The sequence below is a fragment of the Cryptocyanus atlanticus LEGE 06306 genome, from assembly GCF_056633155.1.
Map to the genome: position 1 here is coordinate 1 of NZ_JBSJOZ010000012.1, position 19,471 is coordinate 19,471.

The 19,471-nt window shown below is 71.5% G+C and carries 20 protein-coding genes and 1 tRNA gene; 13 read left to right on the top strand and 8 right to left on the bottom strand.

Annotated elements, in window-relative coordinates:
• Positions 1–117: 117 nt before the first annotated feature.
• The gene (locus tag ACWJI7_RS11685) at positions 118–1,713 is read right to left on the bottom strand and encodes a hypothetical protein (RefSeq protein ID WP_479938140.1); all 1,596 of its coding nucleotides are present in this window, start codon (positions 1,711–1,713) and stop codon (positions 118–120) included.
• Positions 1,714–1,785: 72 nt separating this feature from the next.
• Between ACWJI7_RS11685 and ACWJI7_RS11690 the strand changes: the two genes are divergently transcribed.
• The 4 genes from ACWJI7_RS11690 (at position 1,786) to ACWJI7_RS11705 (ending at position 3,909) form a co-directional block, all read left to right on the top strand.
• A complete protein-coding gene (locus ACWJI7_RS11690; RefSeq protein ID WP_479938141.1) occupies positions 1,786–2,049 on the top strand; it encodes a UPF0367 protein family in 264 nt (87 codons plus the stop codon).
• A 3-nt stretch (positions 2,050–2,052) separates the two neighbouring features.
• On the top strand, positions 2,053–2,787 hold the full coding sequence (locus ACWJI7_RS11695; protein WP_479938142.1) for an ABC transporter ATP-binding protein: 735 nt from the start codon (positions 2,053–2,055) through the stop codon (positions 2,785–2,787).
• 16 nt (positions 2,788–2,803) lie between these two features.
• Positions 2,804–2,875: transfer RNA gene (locus ACWJI7_RS11700), tRNA-Asn, on the top strand.
• Between the two features lie 242 nt (positions 2,876–3,117).
• Positions 3,118–3,909: a response regulator transcription factor gene (locus tag ACWJI7_RS11705; protein WP_479938143.1), complete on the top strand. Its 792-nt coding sequence runs from the start codon at positions 3,118–3,120 to the stop codon at positions 3,907–3,909.
• A 14-nt stretch (positions 3,910–3,923) separates the two neighbouring features.
• Here ACWJI7_RS11705 and ACWJI7_RS11710 read toward each other — a convergent pair whose 3' ends face one another.
• The 3 genes from ACWJI7_RS11710 to ACWJI7_RS11720 are packed head-to-tail and all read right to left on the bottom strand — an operon-like array spanning position 3,924 to position 7,984.
• Positions 3,924–4,874 carry a DNA polymerase III subunit delta' gene (locus ACWJI7_RS11710; RefSeq protein WP_479938144.1) on the bottom strand — a complete coding sequence of 317 codons (951 nt, stop codon included), beginning with the start codon at positions 4,872–4,874 and terminating at the stop codon, positions 3,924–3,926.
• Positions 4,867–5,547, bottom strand: a complete 681-nt coding sequence (gene tmk, locus ACWJI7_RS11715; protein ID WP_479938145.1) for a dTMP kinase — start codon at positions 5,545–5,547, stop codon at positions 4,867–4,869. The genes ACWJI7_RS11710 and tmk overlap by 8 nt, the downstream gene beginning before the upstream one ends.
• The gene (locus tag ACWJI7_RS11720) at positions 5,534–7,984 is read right to left on the bottom strand and encodes a heavy metal translocating P-type ATPase (RefSeq protein WP_479938146.1); all 2,451 of its coding nucleotides are present in this window, start codon (positions 7,982–7,984) and stop codon (positions 5,534–5,536) included. The genes tmk and ACWJI7_RS11720 overlap by 14 nt, the downstream gene beginning before the upstream one ends.
• A 162-nt stretch (positions 7,985–8,146) precedes the next feature.
• Here ACWJI7_RS11720 and ACWJI7_RS11725 point away from each other — a divergent pair, with 162 nt between their 5' ends.
• Positions 8,147–8,668 carry a photosystem I assembly protein Ycf3 gene (locus ACWJI7_RS11725; protein WP_479938147.1) on the top strand — a complete coding sequence of 174 codons (522 nt, stop codon included), beginning with the start codon at positions 8,147–8,149 and terminating at the stop codon, positions 8,666–8,668.
• 13 nt (positions 8,669–8,681) lie between these two features.
• Here ACWJI7_RS11725 and radA read toward each other — a convergent pair whose 3' ends face one another.
• Entirely contained in the window at positions 8,682–10,118 is a 1,437-nt protein-coding gene (gene radA / locus ACWJI7_RS11730) for a DNA repair protein RadA (protein WP_479938148.1), read from the bottom strand.
• A 100-nt stretch (positions 10,119–10,218) separates the two neighbouring features.
• On the opposite strand from radA, the gene rpaB reads away from it, so the two are divergent.
• Genes rpaB through ACWJI7_RS11755 form a run of 5 tightly spaced genes read left to right on the top strand, consistent with a single transcriptional unit; the run spans position 10,219 to position 15,091 of the window.
• The gene (rpaB, locus tag ACWJI7_RS11735; protein WP_479938149.1) at positions 10,219–10,965 is read left to right on the top strand and encodes a response regulator transcription factor RpaB; all 747 of its coding nucleotides are present in this window, start codon (positions 10,219–10,221) and stop codon (positions 10,963–10,965) included.
• Complete coding sequence (plsX, locus tag ACWJI7_RS11740; protein ID WP_479938150.1) at positions 10,946–12,301, top strand: phosphate acyltransferase PlsX; 1,356 nt, start codon at positions 10,946–10,948, stop codon at positions 12,299–12,301. Before rpaB ends, plsX begins: the two co-directional genes overlap by 20 nt.
• Before the next feature lie 52 nt (positions 12,302–12,353).
• Positions 12,354–13,397, top strand: coding sequence for a beta-ketoacyl-ACP synthase III (locus ACWJI7_RS11745; protein WP_479938206.1), 1,044 nt, complete (start codon positions 12,354–12,356; stop codon positions 13,395–13,397).
• A gap of 27 nt (positions 13,398–13,424) precedes the next feature.
• Positions 13,425–14,324 carry an ACP S-malonyltransferase gene (fabD, locus tag ACWJI7_RS11750; RefSeq protein WP_479938151.1) on the top strand — a complete coding sequence of 300 codons (900 nt, stop codon included), beginning with the start codon at positions 13,425–13,427 and terminating at the stop codon, positions 14,322–14,324.
• A 44-nt stretch (positions 14,325–14,368) separates the two neighbouring features.
• Positions 14,369–15,091: a lysophospholipid acyltransferase family protein gene (locus ACWJI7_RS11755; protein ID WP_479938207.1), complete on the top strand. Its 723-nt coding sequence runs from the start codon at positions 14,369–14,371 to the stop codon at positions 15,089–15,091.
• Here the strand turns inward: ACWJI7_RS11755 and ACWJI7_RS11760 are convergent.
• Genes ACWJI7_RS11760 through ACWJI7_RS11770 form a run of 3 tightly spaced genes read right to left on the bottom strand, consistent with a single transcriptional unit; the run spans position 15,006 to position 16,494 of the window.
• A complete protein-coding gene (locus tag ACWJI7_RS11760) occupies positions 15,006–15,590 on the bottom strand; it encodes a YdcF family protein (RefSeq protein ID WP_479938152.1) in 585 nt (194 codons plus the stop codon). The two genes, ACWJI7_RS11755 and ACWJI7_RS11760, sit on opposite strands and share 86 nt — an antisense overlap.
• Positions 15,590–16,246: a tRNA (adenosine(37)-N6)-threonylcarbamoyltransferase complex dimerization subunit type 1 TsaB gene (gene tsaB, locus ACWJI7_RS11765; protein WP_479938153.1), complete on the bottom strand. Its 657-nt coding sequence runs from the start codon at positions 16,244–16,246 to the stop codon at positions 15,590–15,592. Before tsaB ends, ACWJI7_RS11760 begins: the two co-directional genes overlap by 1 nt.
• Positions 16,243–16,494 carry a Ycf34 family protein gene (locus ACWJI7_RS11770; protein WP_479938154.1) on the bottom strand — a complete coding sequence of 84 codons (252 nt, stop codon included), beginning with the start codon at positions 16,492–16,494 and terminating at the stop codon, positions 16,243–16,245. Before ACWJI7_RS11770 ends, tsaB begins: the two co-directional genes overlap by 4 nt.
• On the opposite strand from ACWJI7_RS11770, the gene ACWJI7_RS11775 reads away from it, so the two are divergent.
• The 3 genes from ACWJI7_RS11775 to ACWJI7_RS11785 all read left to right on the top strand — a co-directional run bounded on the left by ACWJI7_RS11775 (position 16,493) and on the right by ACWJI7_RS11785 (position 19,443).
• Positions 16,493–17,806, top strand: coding sequence for a tRNA nucleotidyltransferase/poly(A) polymerase-related protein (locus tag ACWJI7_RS11775; RefSeq protein WP_479938155.1), 1,314 nt, complete (start codon positions 16,493–16,495; stop codon positions 17,804–17,806). The two genes, ACWJI7_RS11770 and ACWJI7_RS11775, sit on opposite strands and share 2 nt — an antisense overlap.
• Before the next feature lie 199 nt (positions 17,807–18,005).
• Positions 18,006–18,434, top strand: coding sequence for an RNA recognition motif domain-containing protein (locus tag ACWJI7_RS11780; RefSeq protein WP_479938156.1), 429 nt, complete (start codon positions 18,006–18,008; stop codon positions 18,432–18,434).
• Positions 18,435–18,471: 37 nt separating this feature from the next.
• The gene (locus ACWJI7_RS11785; protein WP_479938157.1) at positions 18,472–19,443 is read left to right on the top strand and encodes an alpha/beta fold hydrolase; all 972 of its coding nucleotides are present in this window, start codon (positions 18,472–18,474) and stop codon (positions 19,441–19,443) included.
• Positions 19,444–19,471 lie beyond the last annotated feature (28 nt).

Below are 19,471 nucleotides of genomic sequence, written 5' to 3' on the forward strand. Positions count from 1 at the left end.
GAGGACGTCGAACCATCCCCTCGTGGCCGGCGCGCGCCCTAGAGCGATCGTCATGTGGGTATGTCATGAAGCGTTACAACTTCACTCTAAACGGTGACCCTCACTGGTCGTGGGTTCTCAGGATCGCCCACAGCGGACGGCCCAGGCCTGGGCATGACCGGGCAGCAGGTCCCGGCAGCGATAGCCGGCCTCCTCCAGCCGCTGGCGGGAGGTGTCGAAGAGGCGGCGATGCTCCGGGTCTCCGGTGGCGGCCAGGGCCAGGCGCCCGGGCAGGGTCGCGCCCTGACCGTTCAGCACCCCATCGAGCTCGTTGGCCTTGCGCCAGGGGGCCGCCCCGCCGTCGAGGCGTCCTGCCGCGATGAGCACCTGATCGGATGCCTGGAGGTGCCGGCGAGCCCGGGTCGTGTAGCGGAGCGGCTCGGATTCCGTGGCCAGGGAGAGGGCACGGAAATCGCAGCCTTCCCGGCTGCCGCGCGCGGCACCGGCGGGATCGAGGCTGGAGAAGGCGCTCTGCCAGCTCAGAATCAAAGCGGCCGCCAGGATCACCGCCAGGAGGGTCCCGGTGGACCGGTCCCGGGGACGGAGCCGGGCGATGCCCACGGCCAGGCTGCTCACCACGGCGGGCATCAGCACGATGAAGTATCGGGGATGGGCCAGGGGCCTGATCCAGGACACCCCCAGCACCAGGGCCGTCATCATCAGCCCGCCGAGCAGACCACTGAGGTCGAGCCAGCGGCCGCTGCGCCGGCCGGGGGGTGCTCCCCCCGCCGATCCGGATGTCGCCGTCCCGGGGCCGGCCAGGACCAGCAGGTGTCCGCTGCGGATCCACAGGAGGAGTCCGGCTCCGATCAGCACCAGTTTCAGACCGGGGAAGGGACCCAGATAGGCCGCGAGCAGGTCGTTCAGCAAGCGGCCATCCGGCGGCCCCAGCCAGTCCACCGTGCTCCCTCCCACCAGAAACTGCCGCTGGGGCAGGATCCAGCCCAGCACCGGCACCGCCGCCCCGAGTTCCGCGGCGATCAGGGCCAGCCGGCGGCGCCGGCCGGCCGCCCGCCCCAGGGCGATGGCGGCATCCCCGAGAGCCAGGCCGATCAGGGTGAACAGGCCGTAGTAATGGGTGAGGGCAGCCAGGGCCAGGGCGAGGGGACAGCCGAGCCAGAGCCAGCGGCGGCGTGGCGGCAGGGGCGATTCCGTGAGCAGACAGCGCCGGGACCACAACGCCAGGGTGACCAGCAGGGCCAGCAGGGCGTAGCTCCTGCCCTCGATCGAGTAGCGCAGCGGCAGGGGGAGACAGAAGGCCAGCAGCGCCGCGGCCGCGGCCGCCACCCCGGGCGCCGGAGAGCCGAGCGCCAGGGCCAGGCCGCGCCCATGCCCCACCAGAGCCAGGCCACCGGCGCCGTAGGCCAGCCAGGACAGGAACCGCACCCCCCCTGTCGTCTGCGGAACGACGTGGCCGTACAGCCAGAGCAGCCCGTAGTAGAGCGGTGGATGGGAGTCGGTCCGCAGGGATTCCTGCAGCACCTCGAACGAGGGCTGGAACGCCTGCTGAACGGTGGTGAGTTCATCAATCCAAAGACTGGTCGCCTCGACGAGCGAGAGCGACCGGAGGGCGAAGAGGGCGCACACCGCCCCGATCAGCCAGAGCCACCAGGGATGGCGCGGGGGCTCTCTGGAACGCTCGGCTGCAGCCAGGTCCATCCAGGACGGAGCCATACCATCGGAGGCATCACTCTGACGGAATCGCCAGAGTGATGCCTTCCATCCCTCCGCCCCCCGGCGCAGACCATGTACGTCGTCGAGCTCTCCCTCAAGCTCAGTCCCATGCCCATCGCCGTGCAGCGCAAGGAACTCGCCGCGGCCCAGAGCCTGTTCGGCGAGATCCGCACGGCCATGGAAAGCGGCCACCCCCGCGTGCTCGAGCTGACCTGCGAGAAGGCGGAGGAGAAGCGGGTCTGCCTGCTGAGCAGCGAGTTGGTGGGGGTGCAGATGTACGAGAAATCGGCCGTGGGTGGGGGCAGCAAGCGCCCGGGCTTCAGCTTCGAGAGCTGATCCTTGCCAGGCCCTGACGCGTGCCGCAGCGGCCCGACGGGGTCGGAACCAATCCTGACGGCCCAGGGTCTCAGCTTCGCCTGGCCCTCCGGCCAGCGGGCCCTCGACCGTTGTGATCTCCAGGTTCCCGCTGCAGGGCTGTGGATGCTGGTGGGCGGCAACGGCAGCGGTAAGAGCACCCTGCTGCGGCTGCTCGCCGGCCTGCTTCAGGCCCAGACCGGGACCATCCACTGCGCCCTGCGCACGGCCCTGGTGTTCCAGAACCCGGACCACCAGTTGCTGCTGCCCAGCTGCGGCACCGATCTCCAGCTCGGTCTGCCGGCGGATCTCGAGCCCCGGGAGCGCCAGGACCGCATCCGGGCCTGCCTGGCGCTGGTGGGGCTGGGCGGCCTGGAGCGACGACCCATCCACAGCCTCAGCGGCGGTCAGAAACAGCGGCTGGCCATCGCCGGTGCCCTGGCCGGCGAGGCCGGCCTGCTGCTGCTGGATGAACCCACCGCCCTGCTGGATCCGGACAGTCAGCAGGAGGTGCTGGGGCTGATCCAGCGCCTGTGCGCCCGGTCCGAGCAGCCCCTGACCGCCCTCTGGATCACCCACCGCCTCGAGGAACTCGACCGCTGCGACGCCGCCGCCGTGATGGAGCGGGGGCGGCTGGCGCTCTGGCAATCGGGCCCGGCCCTGCGGCGAGCTCTGGAGCGTCGGGAGCCCCCCTTGCCGGGCGGCAGGGCCGGCGGGTAGGTTCAATCCGGTTCAATCCTCGGTAGCTCAGTGGTAGAGCGGTCGGCTGTTAACCGATTGGTCGCAGGTTCGAATCCCGCCCGGGGAGTTGTTGGTTGCATCCGCCCGTCCCACGCCCTGGCAGGGGGGGGCGGGTAGTTGCGCAAGGCGGCCGCTGTCAATGGCCGGGCGGGAAGAGAGTCTGAAGATCTGGCCCCCGGGCCGGCGGCCGTTACCGTCCCTGGCAGGACTGGCGACAATGGCCATGGGTGGAAGGCGTCCGGATCCCCGGGTTCCTGTGACACCACCCTTCAGCACCTCTGTTCAGCACCGCCCATCAGCGCCGCCTCCATGAAGCCCTGCATCCTGCTGATCGAAGACGACCGGGACATGCGGGAGCTGGTGGCGGGGCACCTGGAGCATGGAGGCTTCTCCGTGGAGTGCGCCGAAGATGGCATCCGGGGCCAGGCCCTGGCCCTGCAGGCCAGACCCGACCTGGTCCTGCTGGATCTGATGCTGCCCAAGGTCGACGGGCTGACCCTCTGCCAGCGGCTGCGGCGCGATGAGCGCACGGCCGCCATCCCGATCCTGATGATCACAGCCCTGGGGGGCACCAAAGACAAGGTGAGCGGATTCAATTCCGGCGCCGATGACTACCTCACCAAACCGTTCGATCTTGAAGAGCTGATCGTGCGGGTCAAGGCCCTGCTGCGGCGCAGTGACCGGGCCCCGGTCTCCACCAAGCACAGCGAAATCCTCAGCTACGGCCCGCTCACCCTGGTTCCGGAGCGGTTCGAGGCCATCTGGTTCGACGACCCCGTGCGCCTGACCCACCTGGAGTTCGAGCTGCTCCACTGCCTGCTCCAGCGCCACGGGCAGACGGTGGCCCCCTCGCTGATCCTCAAGGAGGTCTGGGGGTATGAACCTGACGACGACATCGAGACGATCCGGGTTCACGTGCGCCACCTGCGCACCAAGCTCGAACCCGATCCCCGCAAGCCCCGCTTCATCAAGACCGTCTATGGGGCCGGCTACTGCCTGGAGCTCCCCAGCGAGGAGAGGCTCCTGCAGCAGGAGAGCCTCGGCCGAGGCTCCGGGGACGACGCCGATCCCCCCAACCCGGGAGCCCGTGAAAGCGCCTGACCCGTCGCGCCGGCTCAGCCGGTGACCCCGCCGATCTCCAGCAGCGCCACCTCCCAGGCCAGGCGGGGCTGAACGAAGCCCTGCAGCTGGCGACGGAGTCGCTCCAGCCTGATCTGGACGCCGATCTGACGATCCAGGTGCCAGCGCCGCCACTGCCACCAGTTCAGCAGCCAGAGCTGCTGATCGAGTTCGAGTGCCTCGGTGAGATCCCGGGCCAGCCCCAGGGCTTCGAGCGGATCGGCCCCCAGGCGCTCCATCCGCTCCGCCAGGCCCTCGGGCAGCCCCCCCCACTGCCGGCGGTGCTCCAGCAGGGCCCCGGGAGCCCCGGCCGCCAGCTCCAGCAGGGCGGGGGGATCAACCGTCGCGCATCCACCGTCGAGCCTGGCGAGCACGGCGGCCATGGCGGCCGGATCCAGCCGCTGGAAGGGAATCAGCTGGCAGCGGGAGCGGATCGTGGCGAGCAGGCGCTCGGGGGCGGCACTGAGCAGGATCAGCAGCCCCTCACCGGGCTCCTCCAGGGTCTTGAGCAGGGCATTGGCGGCGCCCTCCGCCATCAGCTCCACCGCCTCGATCACCACCAGGCAGCGGGATCCCTCCAGCGGCCGGCCTGCCAGGAAGCGGCTGACCGCACGGATCTGCTCGAGCCGCACCTGGGGGAGCCCCCGTTTCGCCAGCCCCGAGGCCACGGCTTCGGAGGCGGCGATCAGCCTCCCCTGGTGCTGATACGTGGGTTCCATCCAGAGCAGGTCGGGGTGGTTCCCCTGGCGGAGGCGACGCCGGATGGGCACCGACCCGTCCGGCCCGGCCAGCAGCCCCTCGAGAAATCCCACGGCCGCCAGCCGCCGTCCCACCCCGTCGGGGCCAGCGAAGAGATAGGCCGGGGCCAGACGCCCGAGCTTCAGGGCAGAGCGCAACAGCGTCACCGCCGGTGCCTGGGCGATCAGGTCCGCGAAGGGATCAGCCATCGGCGTGGGGGGAAGCGGGCGATCCGAGCCGCTCCAGGATCACCGAGCGGATCCTGGCGGCCACGTGCTCCGGTGGACGGTCAGCCGCGATGGTGACCCAGCTCCGCTGACGGGCCAGCTGGGTGAACCCCTGCCGGACCCGCTCGAGAAAGGGCACACCGCCGGCCTCAAGCCGGTCGGCGGGACGGGAGCCCCGCCGCCGGACGGATTCGAGCGGCGGCAGGTCGAGCCAGAGGGTGAGATCGGCCACCACCCCAGCGGTGGCGATGGTCTCCAGCCGGGCGATCACCTCCCGGGAAAGTCCCCGGCCATGGCCCTGGTAGGCGGCCGTGGAGCCGACGAAGCGGTCGCTCACCACCCAGTGCCCGGCGGCGAGGGCTGGGGCGATGCAGCACTCCACGTGCTGGGCCCGATCGGCGGCGTAGAGGAGCAGCTCGGCGGTGGGGGAGGGGGCGGCCCCGTCGGGGGGGTGCAGCAGCAGCTGGCGCAGGGCCTGGCCCAGTCGCGTTCCCCCGGGCTCCCGGCTGACCACCAGATCGGCGCCGGGGGGGAGCAGGCCGCTGGCGGGAAGCCAGTGGCGCAGCTGCTCCAGCTGGGTGGTCTTGCCGCTGCCGTCGATCCCCTCCAGCACCAGGAAGCGCCCCCGCGGCACGGGGGCCTCAGGCCCGGCCATGGAGCAGCAGCGCGTTCACCACCACCGTCACGGAGCTGAGGGCCATCAACAGGGCCGCCAGCGGCGGCGTCAGCAGCAGGCCATAGCCGGGCAGCAGCAGGCCGGCCGCGATCGGCAGCACGATCAGGTTGTAGCCGAAGGCCCAGGCCAGGTTCTGGCGCACCTTGGCGAGGGTGCGGCGGGCCAGACGCAACGCCTCCACCAGCCCCTCGAGCCGATCGCCCAGGATCACCAGGTCGGCCGTGTCCTGGGCGATCTGGGTGCCGGTGCCCACGGCGATCCCCAGGTCGGCCGCCGCCAGGGCGGGAGCATCGTTAATGCCGTCACCCACCATGGCCAGGGGACCGAGCCGGCGCGCCTCGACGATGCGCTCCAGCTTCTGCTCAGGCCTGAGCTCCCAGGCCAGATCGGCGGCCGCGAGGCCGAGGCGCTCGCCCAGCTGGAGCACCGGCTGGGCACGATCACCGCTGAGCACGCCGAGCCGCAGCCCCTGGGCGGCCAGGGCGGCCAGGGTAGTGGCCGCATCGGAGCGGGGCTGATCCTGCACCGCCACCAGACCCAGCACCGAGGTCTGGGAGGCCACGGCCAGCACCGTGGCCCCCTGAGCTTCCAGCCCGTCGAGGCGGCGGTGCAAGTCCGGGGCCAGGGGCAGACCCAGCTGGGACAGCCAGTCCGGGCGGCCGATGCGGCAGATCCCCGCCTCCGTCCCGACGCGGCCTTCCAGGCCGGCACCGGGGACGGTGAGGCTGTCGCTCACCCCCTGGAGGGACAGCTGACGGCGCTGGGCCTCCTGCAGCAGCGCATGGGCCAGGGGATGGCGGGTCTGCTGCTCAAGGGCGGCGGCAATGCCGATCAACCGATCGGCGGCGGCCCCCTCGGGATCTACGTCCTCGGGATCTACGTCCTCGGGATCTACGTCCCCGGGATCCCCGCCACCGGCCGGCACCACAGCCACCACGAGGGGGCGCCCCAGGGTGAGCGTGCCGGTCTTGTCGAAGAGGATGGCCTGGAGACCGGCGGCCGTCTCGATCGCGTCGCCTCCGCGGAACAGCAGTCCGGAGCGGGCCGCCAGGCCCGAGCCCACCGTGATGGCCGTGGGGGTCGCCAGGCCGAGGGCACAGGGACAGGCCACGACGAGGACGGAGATCGCCAGTTGCAGGGCCAGGGAGAAGGGACTGGAGATCGGAGTGCCCAGCAGTCCCAGCCCCCCATGGCCGCTGTGCCCCCCGGGGGCGGCACTGAAGCTCAGCAGCACCTGGGGCCAGAGCCGGGTGCCCCACTGCCACCAGAACAGGAAGGTGCCCAGGGCCAGGGCCAGCACCGCCAGGCTGAAACGGCCCGCCACCCGATCCGCCAGGCGCTGGATCGGTGCCTTGCGGGCCTGGGCCTGCTCCACCAGGGCGATGATCCTGGCCAGGGTGGTGGCGGCCCCGGTGTGGCGGACCTCCAGCACGAGAGGGGCCTGCAGGTTGAGCATGCCGGCCATCAGCTCCCGGCCAGGCTCGGCCTCCAGGGGCAGGGGCTCTCCGGTGAGACTCGACACATCCACGGCGGAGCGGCCCTCCAGGACCAGGCCATCCACCGGCACCCGATCCCCCGGCAGCAGCCGGACCCGATCCCCGGGCCGCAGGCCACCCACCCGCACCTCGCGAGGGGGACCATCCCCCAGCAGCAGCAGAGCCCGATCCGGCTGCAGCTGGACCAGCCGCTCCAGGGCCTCTCCGGTGCGATGGCGGGCCCGTTCCTCGAGAAAACGGCCCAGCAGCACGAACCCGAGCAGCATCACCGGCTCGTTGAAGAAGCAGGGCCAGCCGGAGGCCGGTCGCAGGAAGGCCACCAGGCTGGCCAGGTAGGCACTGGCCATGCCCAGGCCCACCAGAGTGTCCATGCTGGGAGCCCGGTGCCAGGCGTGGCGGGCACCGCGCACCAGGATCCCCCGCCCGGGGCCGACGAGCGCCAGGGTGGCGACCAGGGCATGGAACCAGAGGGCCGCCAGCACGGACATTCCCGGCAGGGTCAGCAGGGGAGCCGGCAGGCTGCGCGATTCGGCGAGATGGCCGAGCACCGACACCAGCAGCAGGCTGAGGGCCACGATTAGCTGGCGCCAGCCCTGCCACCAGCGCCGCTGGGCCACCCGCTCGGCCCTCGAGAGCACCGAGGGCGCGCCGTCCCGGCGCCGGGCCTCAAAACCCAGGGCAAGCAGGCTGGAAATCAACGGTTCGGCCGCCCCGGCCGGCTCCCCCGCGGTGGGGTCCAGACCGATCCAGGCGGTGCGGGTGAGCAGGCTGACGCTGGCCTGGCAGACCCCGGGCTGCTCCAGCAACCGCTGCTCCACGGCCCGCACGCAACCCCCGCACTTCATCCCATCGACCTCCAGCAGCAGGGGCTCGACCCCGGGGGCCGCCGGGGTCGTCGCCGCGGGGATCCCGGCAGGCATCCGGGCGGACGTCCTGGCCGAGATCCCGGGGGTGGGGGCGGAAGGGGACAGGGGGCTGGCTCCCAGGCAAGGCGGAGGGATCAAGCGTAGGGAGTGCAACGCGGCCTGACCGAGCCGGCGGGCACCCGTCAGGATGGGGGGACCGATCCGGACTCCCGCGCCGTGCCCCGCAGCCAACGCAACGACAACTTCATCGACAAGAGTTTCACGGTGATGGCCGACCTGATTCTCAAGGTCCTGCCCACTAACCGCCGCGCCAAGGAGGCCTTCGCCTACTACCGCGACGGCATGAGTGCCCAGGGGGATGGGGAGTACGCCGAAGCGCTGGAAAACTACGAGGAGGCCCTCAAACTGGAGGACGATCCGCTCGATCGGGCCTTCATCCTCTACAACATGGCCCTCGTCTACACCAGCAATGGCGACCACCAGCGGGCGATCGAGATCTACGAGCAGGCGCTTGAGCTCAACGGCAAGATGCCGCAGGTGCTCAACAACATGGCCGTGATCCATCACCACCTGGGTTCCCTGGCCGAGGAACGGGGCGACACCGACGAGGCCGATCGCCGTTTCGACCAGGCCGCCGGCTACTGGGGCAAGGCGATCCGCATGGCTCCGAACAACTACATCGAAGCCCAGAACTGGCTCAAGACCAGCGGCCGCGGCGCCGTGGACGTCTACTTCTGAGGCTCGGCACCGCTCAGTCCGCGGCGGGATCCACGCCCAATGCCGCCACCATCGCCTCGGACACCCCCGCCGCCTCCAGCAGCTCCAGGCCCATGGCCGCGGCGGCCGGGCCCAGCCCGCTGCCGCGGGGCACCACGGCACGGCGGAATCCGAGCCGGGAGGCTTCCAGAAGCCGCAGTTCCAGCTGCCCCACCGCGCGGATCTGCCCCCCCAGGCCCAGTTCCCCCACCAGGACCGTGCCGGCCGGCAGGGTGAGATCGCGGCAGCTGGCCACCACCGCGGCCGCCACCCCGAGATCCGCCGCCGGTTCCTCCACGGCTAGGCCACCGGCCACGGCCAGATAGCAGTCGAACCGGGAGAGGGGCAGCCCCAGGTGCTTCTCCAGCACCGCCAGGATCTGGTGCAGACGGTTGATGCCGATGCCGGTGGCGGTGCGGCGGGGGCTGGCATAGCTGGTGGGACTCACCAACGCCTGGAGCTCCACCAGCAGGGGGCGGGTGCCCTCGCAGGCCACGATCGTGGCGGTGCCGGGGCTGGGACCCTCCTGGCCCAGGAACAGCTCGCTGGGGTTGCCCACCTCGGCCAGGCCCCGGTCGCGCATCTCGAACACCCCCAGCTCATGGGTGGCCCCGAAGCGGTTCTTGACGGCGCGCAGCAGCCGGTGGCTGGCGAACCGGTCCCCTTCGAAGGTGAGCACGGTGTCCACCAGGTGCTCGAGCACCTTGGGGCCGGCCAGCAGACCCTCCTTGGTGACATGACCCACCAGCAGCATGGCCGTGTCCTGCCGCTTGGCCAGCCGCTGCAGGGCGGCGGCGCACTCCCGGACCTGGGCCACCGAACCGGGAGCGCTGCCGAGCTGGGCGTCGTGGAGGGCCTGAATGCTGTCGATCACCGCCACAGCAGGGCGGAGGGCCTCCAGTTCCTGCAGGACCAGCTCCAGGTCGGTCTCGGCCAGCAGCTGCAACCCGGCCGGGCCCTGGGGTGGGGGCGGGGCGTCCAGCACCCCGTCCAGGCGCCGCCAGCGGAGCTTCACCTGCTGGGCCGACTCCTCGGCACTCACGTAGAGGATGGGACACATGGACGCCAGGGACTGGGCGCACTGCAGCAGCAGGGTGGACTTGCCGATGCCCGGGTCGCCCCCCACCAGCACCAGGGAGCCGGGTACGAGCCCACCACCCAGCACCCGGTCCAGCTCCGGGAAGCCGCTGGGCAGCCGTTGCAGCGGCCGCTCGCCCACCGCCTGGATCGGCTCCGAACGGCGCGGCCGGCCCGCCATCGCCGCCCCGTCCCCGGGGGAGGTGGGCCCACCCCGGCGGCGGCGGCCATCCGGAGGAGGGGCGCTCTGCTCGAGCAGCGTGTTCCAGCTGCCGCAGCCGGGACAACGCCCGAAGAACTGGCGGGAGTGGGCTCCGCAGCTCTGGCAGACGTAGAGGGGTGTAGTCCGGGGCAAGGGAGGAGTAAGAAGGGTGATGGATGATGGCGCTTGATGAACCCTGAGTTCTTTCCGTCAGTTCCCAGGCCCGAACCTTTGTAAATGCGATGGTGTCGCGATGACGACTTCCGCCCCGGCCAAGGAGACCATCCTCGTCGTCGATGACGAGGCCAGCATCCGGCGGATCCTCGACACGCGGTTGTCGATGATCGGCTACCACGTCGTCACCGCCAGTGACGGGGTTGAGGCCCTGGAGGCCTTCCGCCAGTCCCTTCCCGACCTGGTGGTGCTCGACGTGATGATGCCCAAGCTCGATGGCTACGGGGTCTGCCAGGAACTCCGCAAGGAGTCCGACGTGCCGATCGTGATGCTCACGGCCCTGGGCGACGTGGCCGACCGGATCACCGGCCTGGAGCTGGGCGCCGACGACTACGTTGTCAAGCCCTTCAGCCCCAAGGAGCTCGAGGCCCGCATCCGCTGTGTGCTGCGCCGCGTCGAGAAGGAGCAGATCGTGGGGATCCCCAACTCCGGGGTGATCCAGGTGAGCGACCTGCGCATCGACACCAACAAGCGCCAGGTCTACCGGGGAGACGAGCGCATCCGGCTCACCGGCATGGAGTTCAGCCTGCTGGAGCTGCTGGTCAGCCGCTCGGGCGAGCCGTTCAGCCGTGGCGAGATCCTCAAGGAGGTCTGGGGCTATACCCCGGAGCGTCACGTGGATACCCGGGTAGTGGATGTCCACATCTCGCGTCTGCGCTCCAAACTGGAGGATGATCCAGCCAATCCCGAGCTGATCCTCACGGCCAGGGGCACGGGTTACCTGTTCCAGCGCATCGTGGAAGCCGTTGCCACCGAAGGACCCTGACACCGACTCCCGCAGTGTGCGGCGGGCCCGGCCCAGCCGGGCGATCCGGCGGCTGGTGATCTGGTACCGCCGCAACGCCGCGGTCACGAGCCTGGTGGGAACCGCCACCAACTCGGCCAACACCGCCGCCTCCGCGGCCGGGTCGGTGGCGGGCAGCGTGGCCTCGGCCGCCGGATCGGTGGCGGGCAGCATGGCCTCCACGGCAGGGTCGATGCTCCATCCCCTGGTGATCGATCCGCTGCGGCGCCTGCAGCAGGGCGGCGGCGAGCCCCTCGACATCCCCACGGGTCAGCGGCCCTGGCTGGCGGTGGATGGCATGGGTGGCGATGTGGCCCCGGGACCGATCCTGGAAGGCTGCCTTCAGGCCGTGCGCCGCCTGCCCCTGCGCGTCCGCTTCGTGGCCGAGCCTGATGCCGTGGAACGGGCCGTGGCGGAGCTCGGGCTGGCCGACCCGCTCCGGGAGGCCCAGGCGGATGGCCTGCTGCACCTGGTACCCAGCGGCCCCTCGGTGGGCATGAACGAGGAGGCCACGGTGGTCCGGCGGAAACGGGACGCCAGCATCAACCTGGCCATGGACCTGGTCAAGCGGGGAGAGGCCACGGCGGTCTACTCGGCGGGGAACTCCGGGGCGGTGATGGCGGCGGCGATCTTCCGGCTGGGCCGCCTGAAGGGCATCGACCGGCCCGCGATCGGCGCCCTCTTCCCGACCAAGGATCCGGCCCGGCAGGTGCTGGTGCTCGACGTCGGGGCCAACATGGACTGCAAGCCCGCCTACCTGCACCAGTTCGCCCTGCTCGGCACGATCTACAGCCGCGATGTGCTCGGCGTTCCCGAGCCCCGGATCGGGCTGCTCAACATCGGGGAGGAGGAGTGCAAGGGCAATGAACTCACCCTGCGGACCTTCCCCCTACTGGCGGCGGAATCGCGGATCCACTTCGCGGGCAACTGCGAGGGCCGTGACGTGCTCTCGGGTCAGTTCGACGTGGTGGTCTGTGACGGCTACACCGGCAACGTGCTGCTGAAGTTCCTGGAGTCGGTGGGCGGCGTTCTGCTCGACGTGCTGCGCGCTGAGCTGCCGCGGGGCCGGCGCGGCAAGGTGGGCTCGGCCTTTCTGCGCAGCAATCTGGTGCGCATCAAGAAGCGACTCGACCATGCCGAGCACGGCGGGGCCTTGCTGCTCGGGGTCGACGGGGTCTGCGTGATCGGCCACGGCAGCAGCAAGGCCCTCTCGGTGGTGAGCGCCCTGCGGCTGGCGCAGCTGGCGGCCAGCCATGGGGTGATGGAGGATCTGCACCGGCTCTGCGCCCAGGAAGATGCCGTGTCGACCTGTGGTTGACTGAGCCGACCTGGGGACGGACACGGTGTCGCTCGGCCGGATGGGCGCAGGCATGGCCCTGGTGGGGTGCGGCAGCGCCCTGCCGGCCCTGAGCCTGAGCAACGAGGAGCTGAGCCGCCGGGTCGACACCAACGACGCCTGGATCCGCAGCCGCACGGGCATCGCCGCCCGGCGGGTGGCGGGCCCCGGGGAGACGCTCACGAGCCTGGCGGTGGAGGCCGGCCGTCGGGCCCTCGCCCACGCCGGCTGGGAGCCCACCGAGCTGGATCTGATCCTGCTCGCCACCTCCAGTCCGGATGATCTGTTCGGGACCGCCCCCCGCGTGCAGGGGGAGCTGGGGGCCCGCTCGGCCGTTGCCTTCGATCTCACCGCCGCCTGCAGCGGCTTCCTGTTCGCCCTGATCACCGCCGCCCAGTACATCCGCGCCGGCAGCGCACGGCGCGCCCTGGTGATCGGCGCCGACCAGCTCAGCCGCTGGGTCGACTGGGACGATCGCCGCACCTGCGTGCTGTTCGGTGATGGTGCCGCCGCGGTGGCGGTGGAGGGCTGCGATCCGGCCCGTGACGGCCTGATCGGCTTCCGGATGCATTCCGATGGCCGCCGGAGTGACTGCCTCTCCCTGCGGCAGCGGCCGGAGCGCCAACCCCTGGTGAACGGCCACACGGCCCAGCTCGGCGGCTTCGCGCCGATCCACATGAACGGCCAGGAGGTCTACAAGTTCGCGGTGCGGGAGGTTCCCGCCGTGCTGCAGGAGCTGCTCGAGGGCACGGGAACCCGCGCCGACCAGCTGGACTGGCTGCTGCTGCACCAGGCCAACCAGCGCATCCTCGACGCGGTGGCCGAACGGTTTTCCGTGGCCCCGGAGCGGGTGCTCACGAACCTGGCCCACTACGGCAACACCTCGGCCGCCACCATTCCACTCATGCTCGACGAGGCAGTGCGCGACGGACGAATCCGCCCGGGGGACCTGATCGCCAGCAGCGGTTTTGGGGCCGGTCTGAGCTGGGGAGCGGCCCTGCTGCGCTGGGGCCCGCCCACACCGCGCCAACCGGAGGAGACCGCGACGCCGGCTCCGGGCGGAACGGCACCGCCGTAATCTCCACCAGATCGGTTCATCGTCGCCATGGGAATCGCCTGGGTGTTCCCCGGCCAGGGATCACAGAAACTGGGGATGGCTTCCGCCCTGCTCGATCTCCCCGGCGCCCATGAGCGGTTCGCCCTGGCCTCAGAGCAGCTCGGGCGTGACCTGCTGGCGATCTGCGAGGGCGAGAGCCAGCCCAGTCTCAACGGCCTCTCCGACCTCAACGACACCCGCAACACCCAACCGGCCCTGTTCGTGATCGAAAGCCTGCTGGTGGATGGACTCAGGGGCCAGGGCCTAGCCCCCCAGCTGGTGGCTGGCCACAGCCTGGGGGAACTGGTCGCGCTCTACGCGGCCGGAGTCTTCGACTTCGCGGCCGGCCTGGAGCTGATGCGGGGCCGCAGTGAGCTGATGGCGGCGGCAGGGGGAGGCGCCATGTCCGCCCTGATGGGCTTTGATCGCGCCGGACTCGACGCTCTGGTGGCGGCCACACCGAATGTGGTGATCGCCAACGACAACAGCAGCGCCCAGGTGGTGCTCTCCGGCAGCCCGGAGGCCGTGGCCACCGTGATCGGCCAGCTGCGCTGCAAGCGGGCCATTCCGCTGGCCGTCTCCGGCGCCTTCCACTCGCCGCACATGGCCGCCCCCGCCGCCGCCTTCTCCGATCTGCTGGACCAGGTGCCTTTCGCCGACGCCACCATCCCCGTGCTCAGCAACACCGATCCCACCCCGGAAACCCGGGGTGACGCCCTCAAGCAGCGGCTGCGGAGCCAGATGGTGACCGGGGTGCGCTGGCGCGAAACGATGGAGGAGTTCGCCAGCCAGGGGATCGAAACCGTGGTGGAGATCGGCCCCGGCAATGTGCTCACCGGCCTGATCCGGCGCAGCCTCCAGGGGGTCACCACCTCCCAGGTCGCCAGCAGCGCCGATCTGGGGCTTTGACCAGCCGGAGGGATGGAGTCGAGCCCTCCAGGCAGGGGCGGCGCCTGGGTCGCCGTCGGCGACGGCCCGCCGATCCGCCGGTCCTGCTGACCCCGCGCCCGAGCCTCACCTACCGGCTGATCAGCTATCTGCTGGTGTTTCCGATCTACCGGCTGCTCTTCCGCGGCCGCACCACCGGCAACGACCACGTCCCGATCGAAGGGGCCGTCGTGGTGGTGGCCAATCATGGCTCCCATCTGGATCCGCCCTTGCTCGGCCATGCCCTGGGGCGCCCGGTGGCCTTCATGGCCAAGGCGGAACTGTTCGCGGTGCCGCTGCTGGGACCGATCATCCGCGCCTGCGGCGCTTACCCCGTCTCCAGGGGGGCCAGCGACCGGGAGGCGATCCGCACCGCCACCGACCGACTGCTGGAGGGCTGGGCCACGGGGGTGTTCATCGACGGCACCCGCCAGAGCGACGGCCGGGTGAACGAGCCCAGACCCGGTGCGGCCCTGCTCGCGGCCCGGGCCGGGGTGCCGCTGCTGCCGGTCGCGATCATCAACAGCCATCGGGCCCTTGGCACCGGCCAGTCATGGCCCCGGCTGCTGCCGATCCACATCCGCATCGGGGTGCCCATTCCGCCACCAACGTCCCGGCGCCACGGGGATCTCCACGCGGCGACCCTGGCCTGCCAGCGTCAGATCAACGGGTTGCTGGATCAGGGCCTGCTGGCCCCAGCCAGGTCGGCATCCGCTCTGCCGCCCAGCGGCGCAGATCCCGCCCCGTGAGCACCCAGGCCGCCGCCCGCACCCCATCGCCCCAGACCTTGCGCCGTCCTTCCGAGCGGCACCGATCCCCACAGGACACCGGCACGGGGGAGAGATGAATGCCGCGGCTGCCGGCCACGATCCGGCCCACCAGCAGGGCCCGGTCCATGTGATCGCTGCTGGTCACCAGCAGCACGTGACGCACCCCGGAGCGCTGCAGGTCATCCACCACCGTGGTGAAGTTGCCGAGGGTGTCCCGGGCGCGGTAGTCGAGCTGATACTGACCGCTGCCGAGCCCCTCCTGGCGGAACAGCCACTGGGCGTATTCGGGGTTGCTGCCTCCGCTGACCACCACCGGCAATCCATAGCGATGGGCGAGCTGGCCGGCCAGCTTCTCACGGGCGATGTCGCCCCCGAGCACGAGGATGAGCTGCGGCCGGACCGGCGGCGGCCCCAGCAGCGGACGGCCCAGCAGGAGCAGCCCGCCCGCCGCCAGGCCCAGCAACAGCAGCCGACGCATCAGGCCGGCTCCACGGGGCTGGTGGGGTAGAGGGGCAGGACCCCCTGCCAGGGGGGGGCCAGACCGGCGGCGGCTTCGAGGCCGGCCAGCTCGAGCAGGGCGCCCACATCCGCGGCCGGATCGGTCTGGACCTCCAGCCGTGTCCCCTGGGGGAGATCCGCCAGGGAACGAAACAGGCGGGGCGGCTCCCACTCCCTCAGGCCGCCCAGCGCCCCGGCGTCAGGGCCGTAGCAGCCCGCCACCACCCCGCGTCTGGGCAGCGCCTGGGTCAGCCAGACCCGCTCGCTGCCCACGTCGCCCAGCCGCCAGAGGCGATGGGCCACCAGCAGGAAGCTGCTGCAGCTGTGCAGGGGCAGATCGAGTTGCTGGGCCAGGGTGCGAGCGAACACGACGGTCAGTCGCGTTCCGGTGAACCCTCCCGGACCGGTGACCACGGCCAGGCGGCCCAGGCTGCGCCAGTGCTCGGCCGGCAGCACGCTCTCAATGCAGCCAAGCAGCTCGTTCGAGAGCCGACGCCCCAGCGGGAAGGTGGCGATGCGCGACCGTCCCGCCGCCCCGCCGCCCCCGCAGGGTCCGGGCTGGCCGTCCCGCCATCCCACCCCAAGGACATCACTGGAGCTGTGCAGCGCCAGCAATGCGCTCCCCTGCACACTCATGGGGGCAGAAGCTCACCGGGGCGGAGCCGCCGCCAGCGGCCCTCCTCCCGGCGGAAGCTGCCACAGGCCCGCACATCCCACTCCACCCCCACCTGACTCCGGGGCAGGTCCATCACCTGGACGTGGATCCTCGGCTCCACGGGGCGGAAATCGGGGGCATCACTGAGCGGGACCACACCGTGCTGGCGCTCGACCGCGTGATAGGCCTGACAGCGATCCACCCAGTGGCAATCCACGCAGATGCACATGCCGCCGCGGCCTCCGAACCCGCCCATTCTGGGGTGGCGGACCGCCGCGGGCGAAGCCCGGCTCCTGGCGGCGGCGGCGGCCCTGCGACTGGCCCTGCGGCTGGAGCTCTGGCCCGTGCCCCCGGGCGACCTCCCCCCGGGAACAGCCGTGGTGGGGGGGGCGGTGCGCGATGGCCTGCTGGGCCGGCTCCCGGCGCGACCCGATCTGGACCTGGTGGTGCCCGGGGATGCCATCGCCCTGTGCCATGCGCTGGCCCGCCGCCACGGTGGCCGCACCGTGGTGCTCGATCCCCGCCGATCGATCGCCCGGCTGGTGCTTTCCGGCTGGACCCTCGACGTGGCCCGCCAGGCCGGCGAGGACCTGGCGGAAGACCTCTGGCGCCGCGATTTCCGCCTCAACGCCCTGGCCCTGCCGCTCGACGGGCAGGCGTGCCTGCTGGATCCCACCGGGGGCCTGGAGGATCTGATCGCCGGTCAGCTCACGGCCGTGCGGGAGCGCAATCTGCTGGAGGATCCCCTGCGGCTGCTGCGCGGGGTCCGGCTCGCCGCGGAGCTGGGCTTCCGGCTGGAGCCCGGCACCTGGGAGGGGATCCGGCGCCACCGTTCGCGGCTGCCCCAGGTGGCCCCGGAACGGGTTCTGCTGGAGCTCGAGAAGCTGGCGCACTGCCCCGCGGGTGGGGAAGGACTGGCCCGGGCCCTCGACGGCGGGCTGCTGGATCCCTGGCGGCCCGGGGGGGACCCGGCCAAGGCCGCCGGGCCCTGGTTGCGGCGGCTCGGCCCCCGCCAGGCGGAGGAACGGGGGCTCGTCGCCCCGCTGGCGGGGGCGGCACTGGCCCTGGCGCGGCTGGCGATCCTCTTCGACGCGGAGGGGCTCACCCGGCTGCGCAGCAGCCGGCGGCTGCAGCAGCGCTGTGCCCGCCTGCGTCACTGGCAGCTCCGGCTGCTGGGAGGGGGGGGCCAGGCCGCCGGGCCGGAGGATGGACCGGACTCCCGGATCGGGGACCTGAGTGAACCGGAGCGACTTGGCCTGCACCGGCAGCTGGAGGCCGACCTGCCCGCCCTGCTGCTAATCTTTTCGGCCCCGCTGGCCCACGCCTGGATGGCGCGCTGGCACGACCCCAGTGACCGCCTCTTCCACCCCCGCTCCCCGGTCGATGGCCGCGAGCTGCAGCAGTCCCTGGGGCTGAGCCCCTCCCCGCGGCTGGGGGCCCTGCTGGAGCACCTCCGCCTGGAAGCGGCCTTCGGCCGTCTCCACGATCATGACGAAGCCCTCGCCTCAGCCCGGATCTGGCTTGAGGGCCACTCGGCGTGATTAACTACACCGTGCACAGGCGTCTGTTCAGCCTGATCCGCGCCCGCAGCCTTCCGCTGAATCATCCGACGTTTTGTTCAGGGAACCAGGGGCCGCATCGGCTCAACGGCCATGGGCCGAACCGGTGTACCGGAGCAGTCTGTCGATCGATCAGGCCCTGGCCTGGAGCCCGAGCCATTTCCTTCCCCCCTTTCCTTCCATGAGCGTTCGCCTGTATGTCGGCAACCTGCCGCAGAGCTTCGACGACAAGGAGCTCAACGCTCTGTTCACGGCCGTGGGTGAGGGGGTCCGCTTCAAGACGGTCCAGGACCGAGAAACGGGCGCCTGCCGTGGCTTCGGCTTCGCCAACGTTGATGACGAGGCCCTGGCCGACCGCGTGATCGAGCAGCTCAACGGCCGTGACTTCGGCGGCAACACCCTGCGGATCGAGCGCTCCGAGCGGCGCGAGACCCGCGGCGGCGGCGCAGTCGATCGCCGTCCCGGTTCGGCCCCGACCAGCGTCGCCCGCAAGGCCGTCAACAAGGTGGTCCACAGCGACACCGTCACCGAAGGCGCTCCGGATCCCCGCTGGGCCGGGGAACTGGCCAAGCTGAAGTCTCTCCTCGCCAACCAGACGGCCGCCGTCTGAATTCGGAGGGGCAGGCCGGTCCCCCTTGATGGTTCCCGTGGTTCCAGCGTCGCTCGAGAGCCTGCCGGAGCAGCGATGGCGCTGGGAGGGCCATTCGATCGCCTTCCGTCACCTGGGGCCGTCGCCGGCACGGCCCGGGGCTCCTCCCGTCCTGCTGATCCACGGCTTCGGCGCCTCCTCCGGCCACTGGCGGAGCAATCTGGCGGCCCTGGCCAGCCGCTTCGAGGTCTACGCGATCGATCTGCTCGGGTTCGGCTCCAGCGACAAACCCCGCTCCCGTCTGAGCGGGGAAGCGGAACAGGCCGGGACCGTGCGCTACTGCTTCGATCTCTGGGCCGACCAGGTCATCGCCTTCGCCGCGGCGATCATCCGGCCCCACTCCGGCGGCGGTGGCACCACGCTCCAGTTGGTCGGCAACTCGATCGGCGCCCTGGTGGCCCTGCGCGCGGCGGAACGGCTGCAGACCCAGGGCCAGGCCCCCAGCCAGCTCATCCTGATCGACTGCGCTGAGCGCAGCCTCGACGACAAGCGTCTGGCGGAGCTTCCGGCCCTGCAGCGCTGGGGCCGCCCCGTGGTTCAGGCCCTGGTGCGGCAGCGTCCGGTGATCGGCCCGCTGTTCAGGGCTCTGGCCCGACCCGGCCTGATCCGGCGGGTGCTGCGGCAGGCCTACCCCAGCGGCGCCCATGTGGATGACGAGCTGGTGGAGATTCTCTATCGGCCGAGCACCGACCCCGGGGCCCTCGAAAGCTTTCGGGGCTTCATCAATCTCTTCTCCGATCATCTGGCCCCCGAACTGCTCGCCCGGCTGGGCACCCTGCCGGTGCGGCTGCTCTGGGGCGAGCGGGACCCATGGGAGGACCCGGAGGAGGCCCGGCGCTGGTCGGAGCGCTTTGACGCGGTGCGCGAGCTGCGCGTGCTGCCCGGTCTCGGGCACTGCCCCCACGACGAGGCTCCGGAGCTGGTCAATCCGATCCTGCTCGACTGGCTTGAGCGCGGCGCTGGCCCGTGAAGGGCCGCGGTTCCGGGGCCCCGTTGCC

Coding starts and splice junctions, on each gene's coding strand:
- ACWJI7_RS11685 (WP_479938140.1), bottom strand. CDS start 1,713: ATGGCTCCGTCCTGGATGGACCTGGCTGCAGCCGAGCGTTCCAGAGAG.
- ACWJI7_RS11690 (WP_479938141.1), top strand. CDS start 1,786: ATGTACGTCGTCGAGCTCTCCCTCAAGCTCAGTCCCATGCCCATCGCC.
- ACWJI7_RS11705 (WP_479938143.1), top strand. CDS start 3,118: ATGAAGCCCTGCATCCTGCTGATCGAAGACGACCGGGACATGCGGGAG.
- ACWJI7_RS11710 (WP_479938144.1), bottom strand. CDS start 4,874: ATGGCTGATCCCTTCGCGGACCTGATCGCCCAGGCACCGGCGGTGACG.
- tmk (WP_479938145.1), bottom strand. CDS start 5,547: ATGGCCGGGCCTGAGGCCCCCGTGCCGCGGGGGCGCTTCCTGGTGCTG.
- ACWJI7_RS11720 (WP_479938146.1), bottom strand. CDS start 7,984: ATGCCTGCCGGGATCCCCGCGGCGACGACCCCGGCGGCCCCCGGGGTC.
- rpaB (WP_479938149.1), top strand. CDS start 10,219: ATGACGACTTCCGCCCCGGCCAAGGAGACCATCCTCGTCGTCGATGAC.
- ACWJI7_RS11745 (WP_479938206.1), top strand. CDS start 12,354: ATGGCCCTGGTGGGGTGCGGCAGCGCCCTGCCGGCCCTGAGCCTGAGC.
- fabD (WP_479938151.1), top strand. CDS start 13,425: ATGGGAATCGCCTGGGTGTTCCCCGGCCAGGGATCACAGAAACTGGGG.
- ACWJI7_RS11760 (WP_479938152.1), bottom strand. CDS start 15,590: ATGCGTCGGCTGCTGTTGCTGGGCCTGGCGGCGGGCGGGCTGCTCCTG.
- tsaB (WP_479938153.1), bottom strand. CDS start 16,246: ATGAGTGTGCAGGGGAGCGCATTGCTGGCGCTGCACAGCTCCAGTGAT.
- ACWJI7_RS11775 (WP_479938155.1), top strand. CDS start 16,493: ATGCCGCCGCGGCCTCCGAACCCGCCCATTCTGGGGTGGCGGACCGCC.
- ACWJI7_RS11770 (WP_479938154.1), bottom strand. CDS start 16,494: ATGTGCATCTGCGTGGATTGCCACTGGGTGGATCGCTGTCAGGCCTAT.
- ACWJI7_RS11780 (WP_479938156.1), top strand. CDS start 18,006: ATGAGCGTTCGCCTGTATGTCGGCAACCTGCCGCAGAGCTTCGACGAC.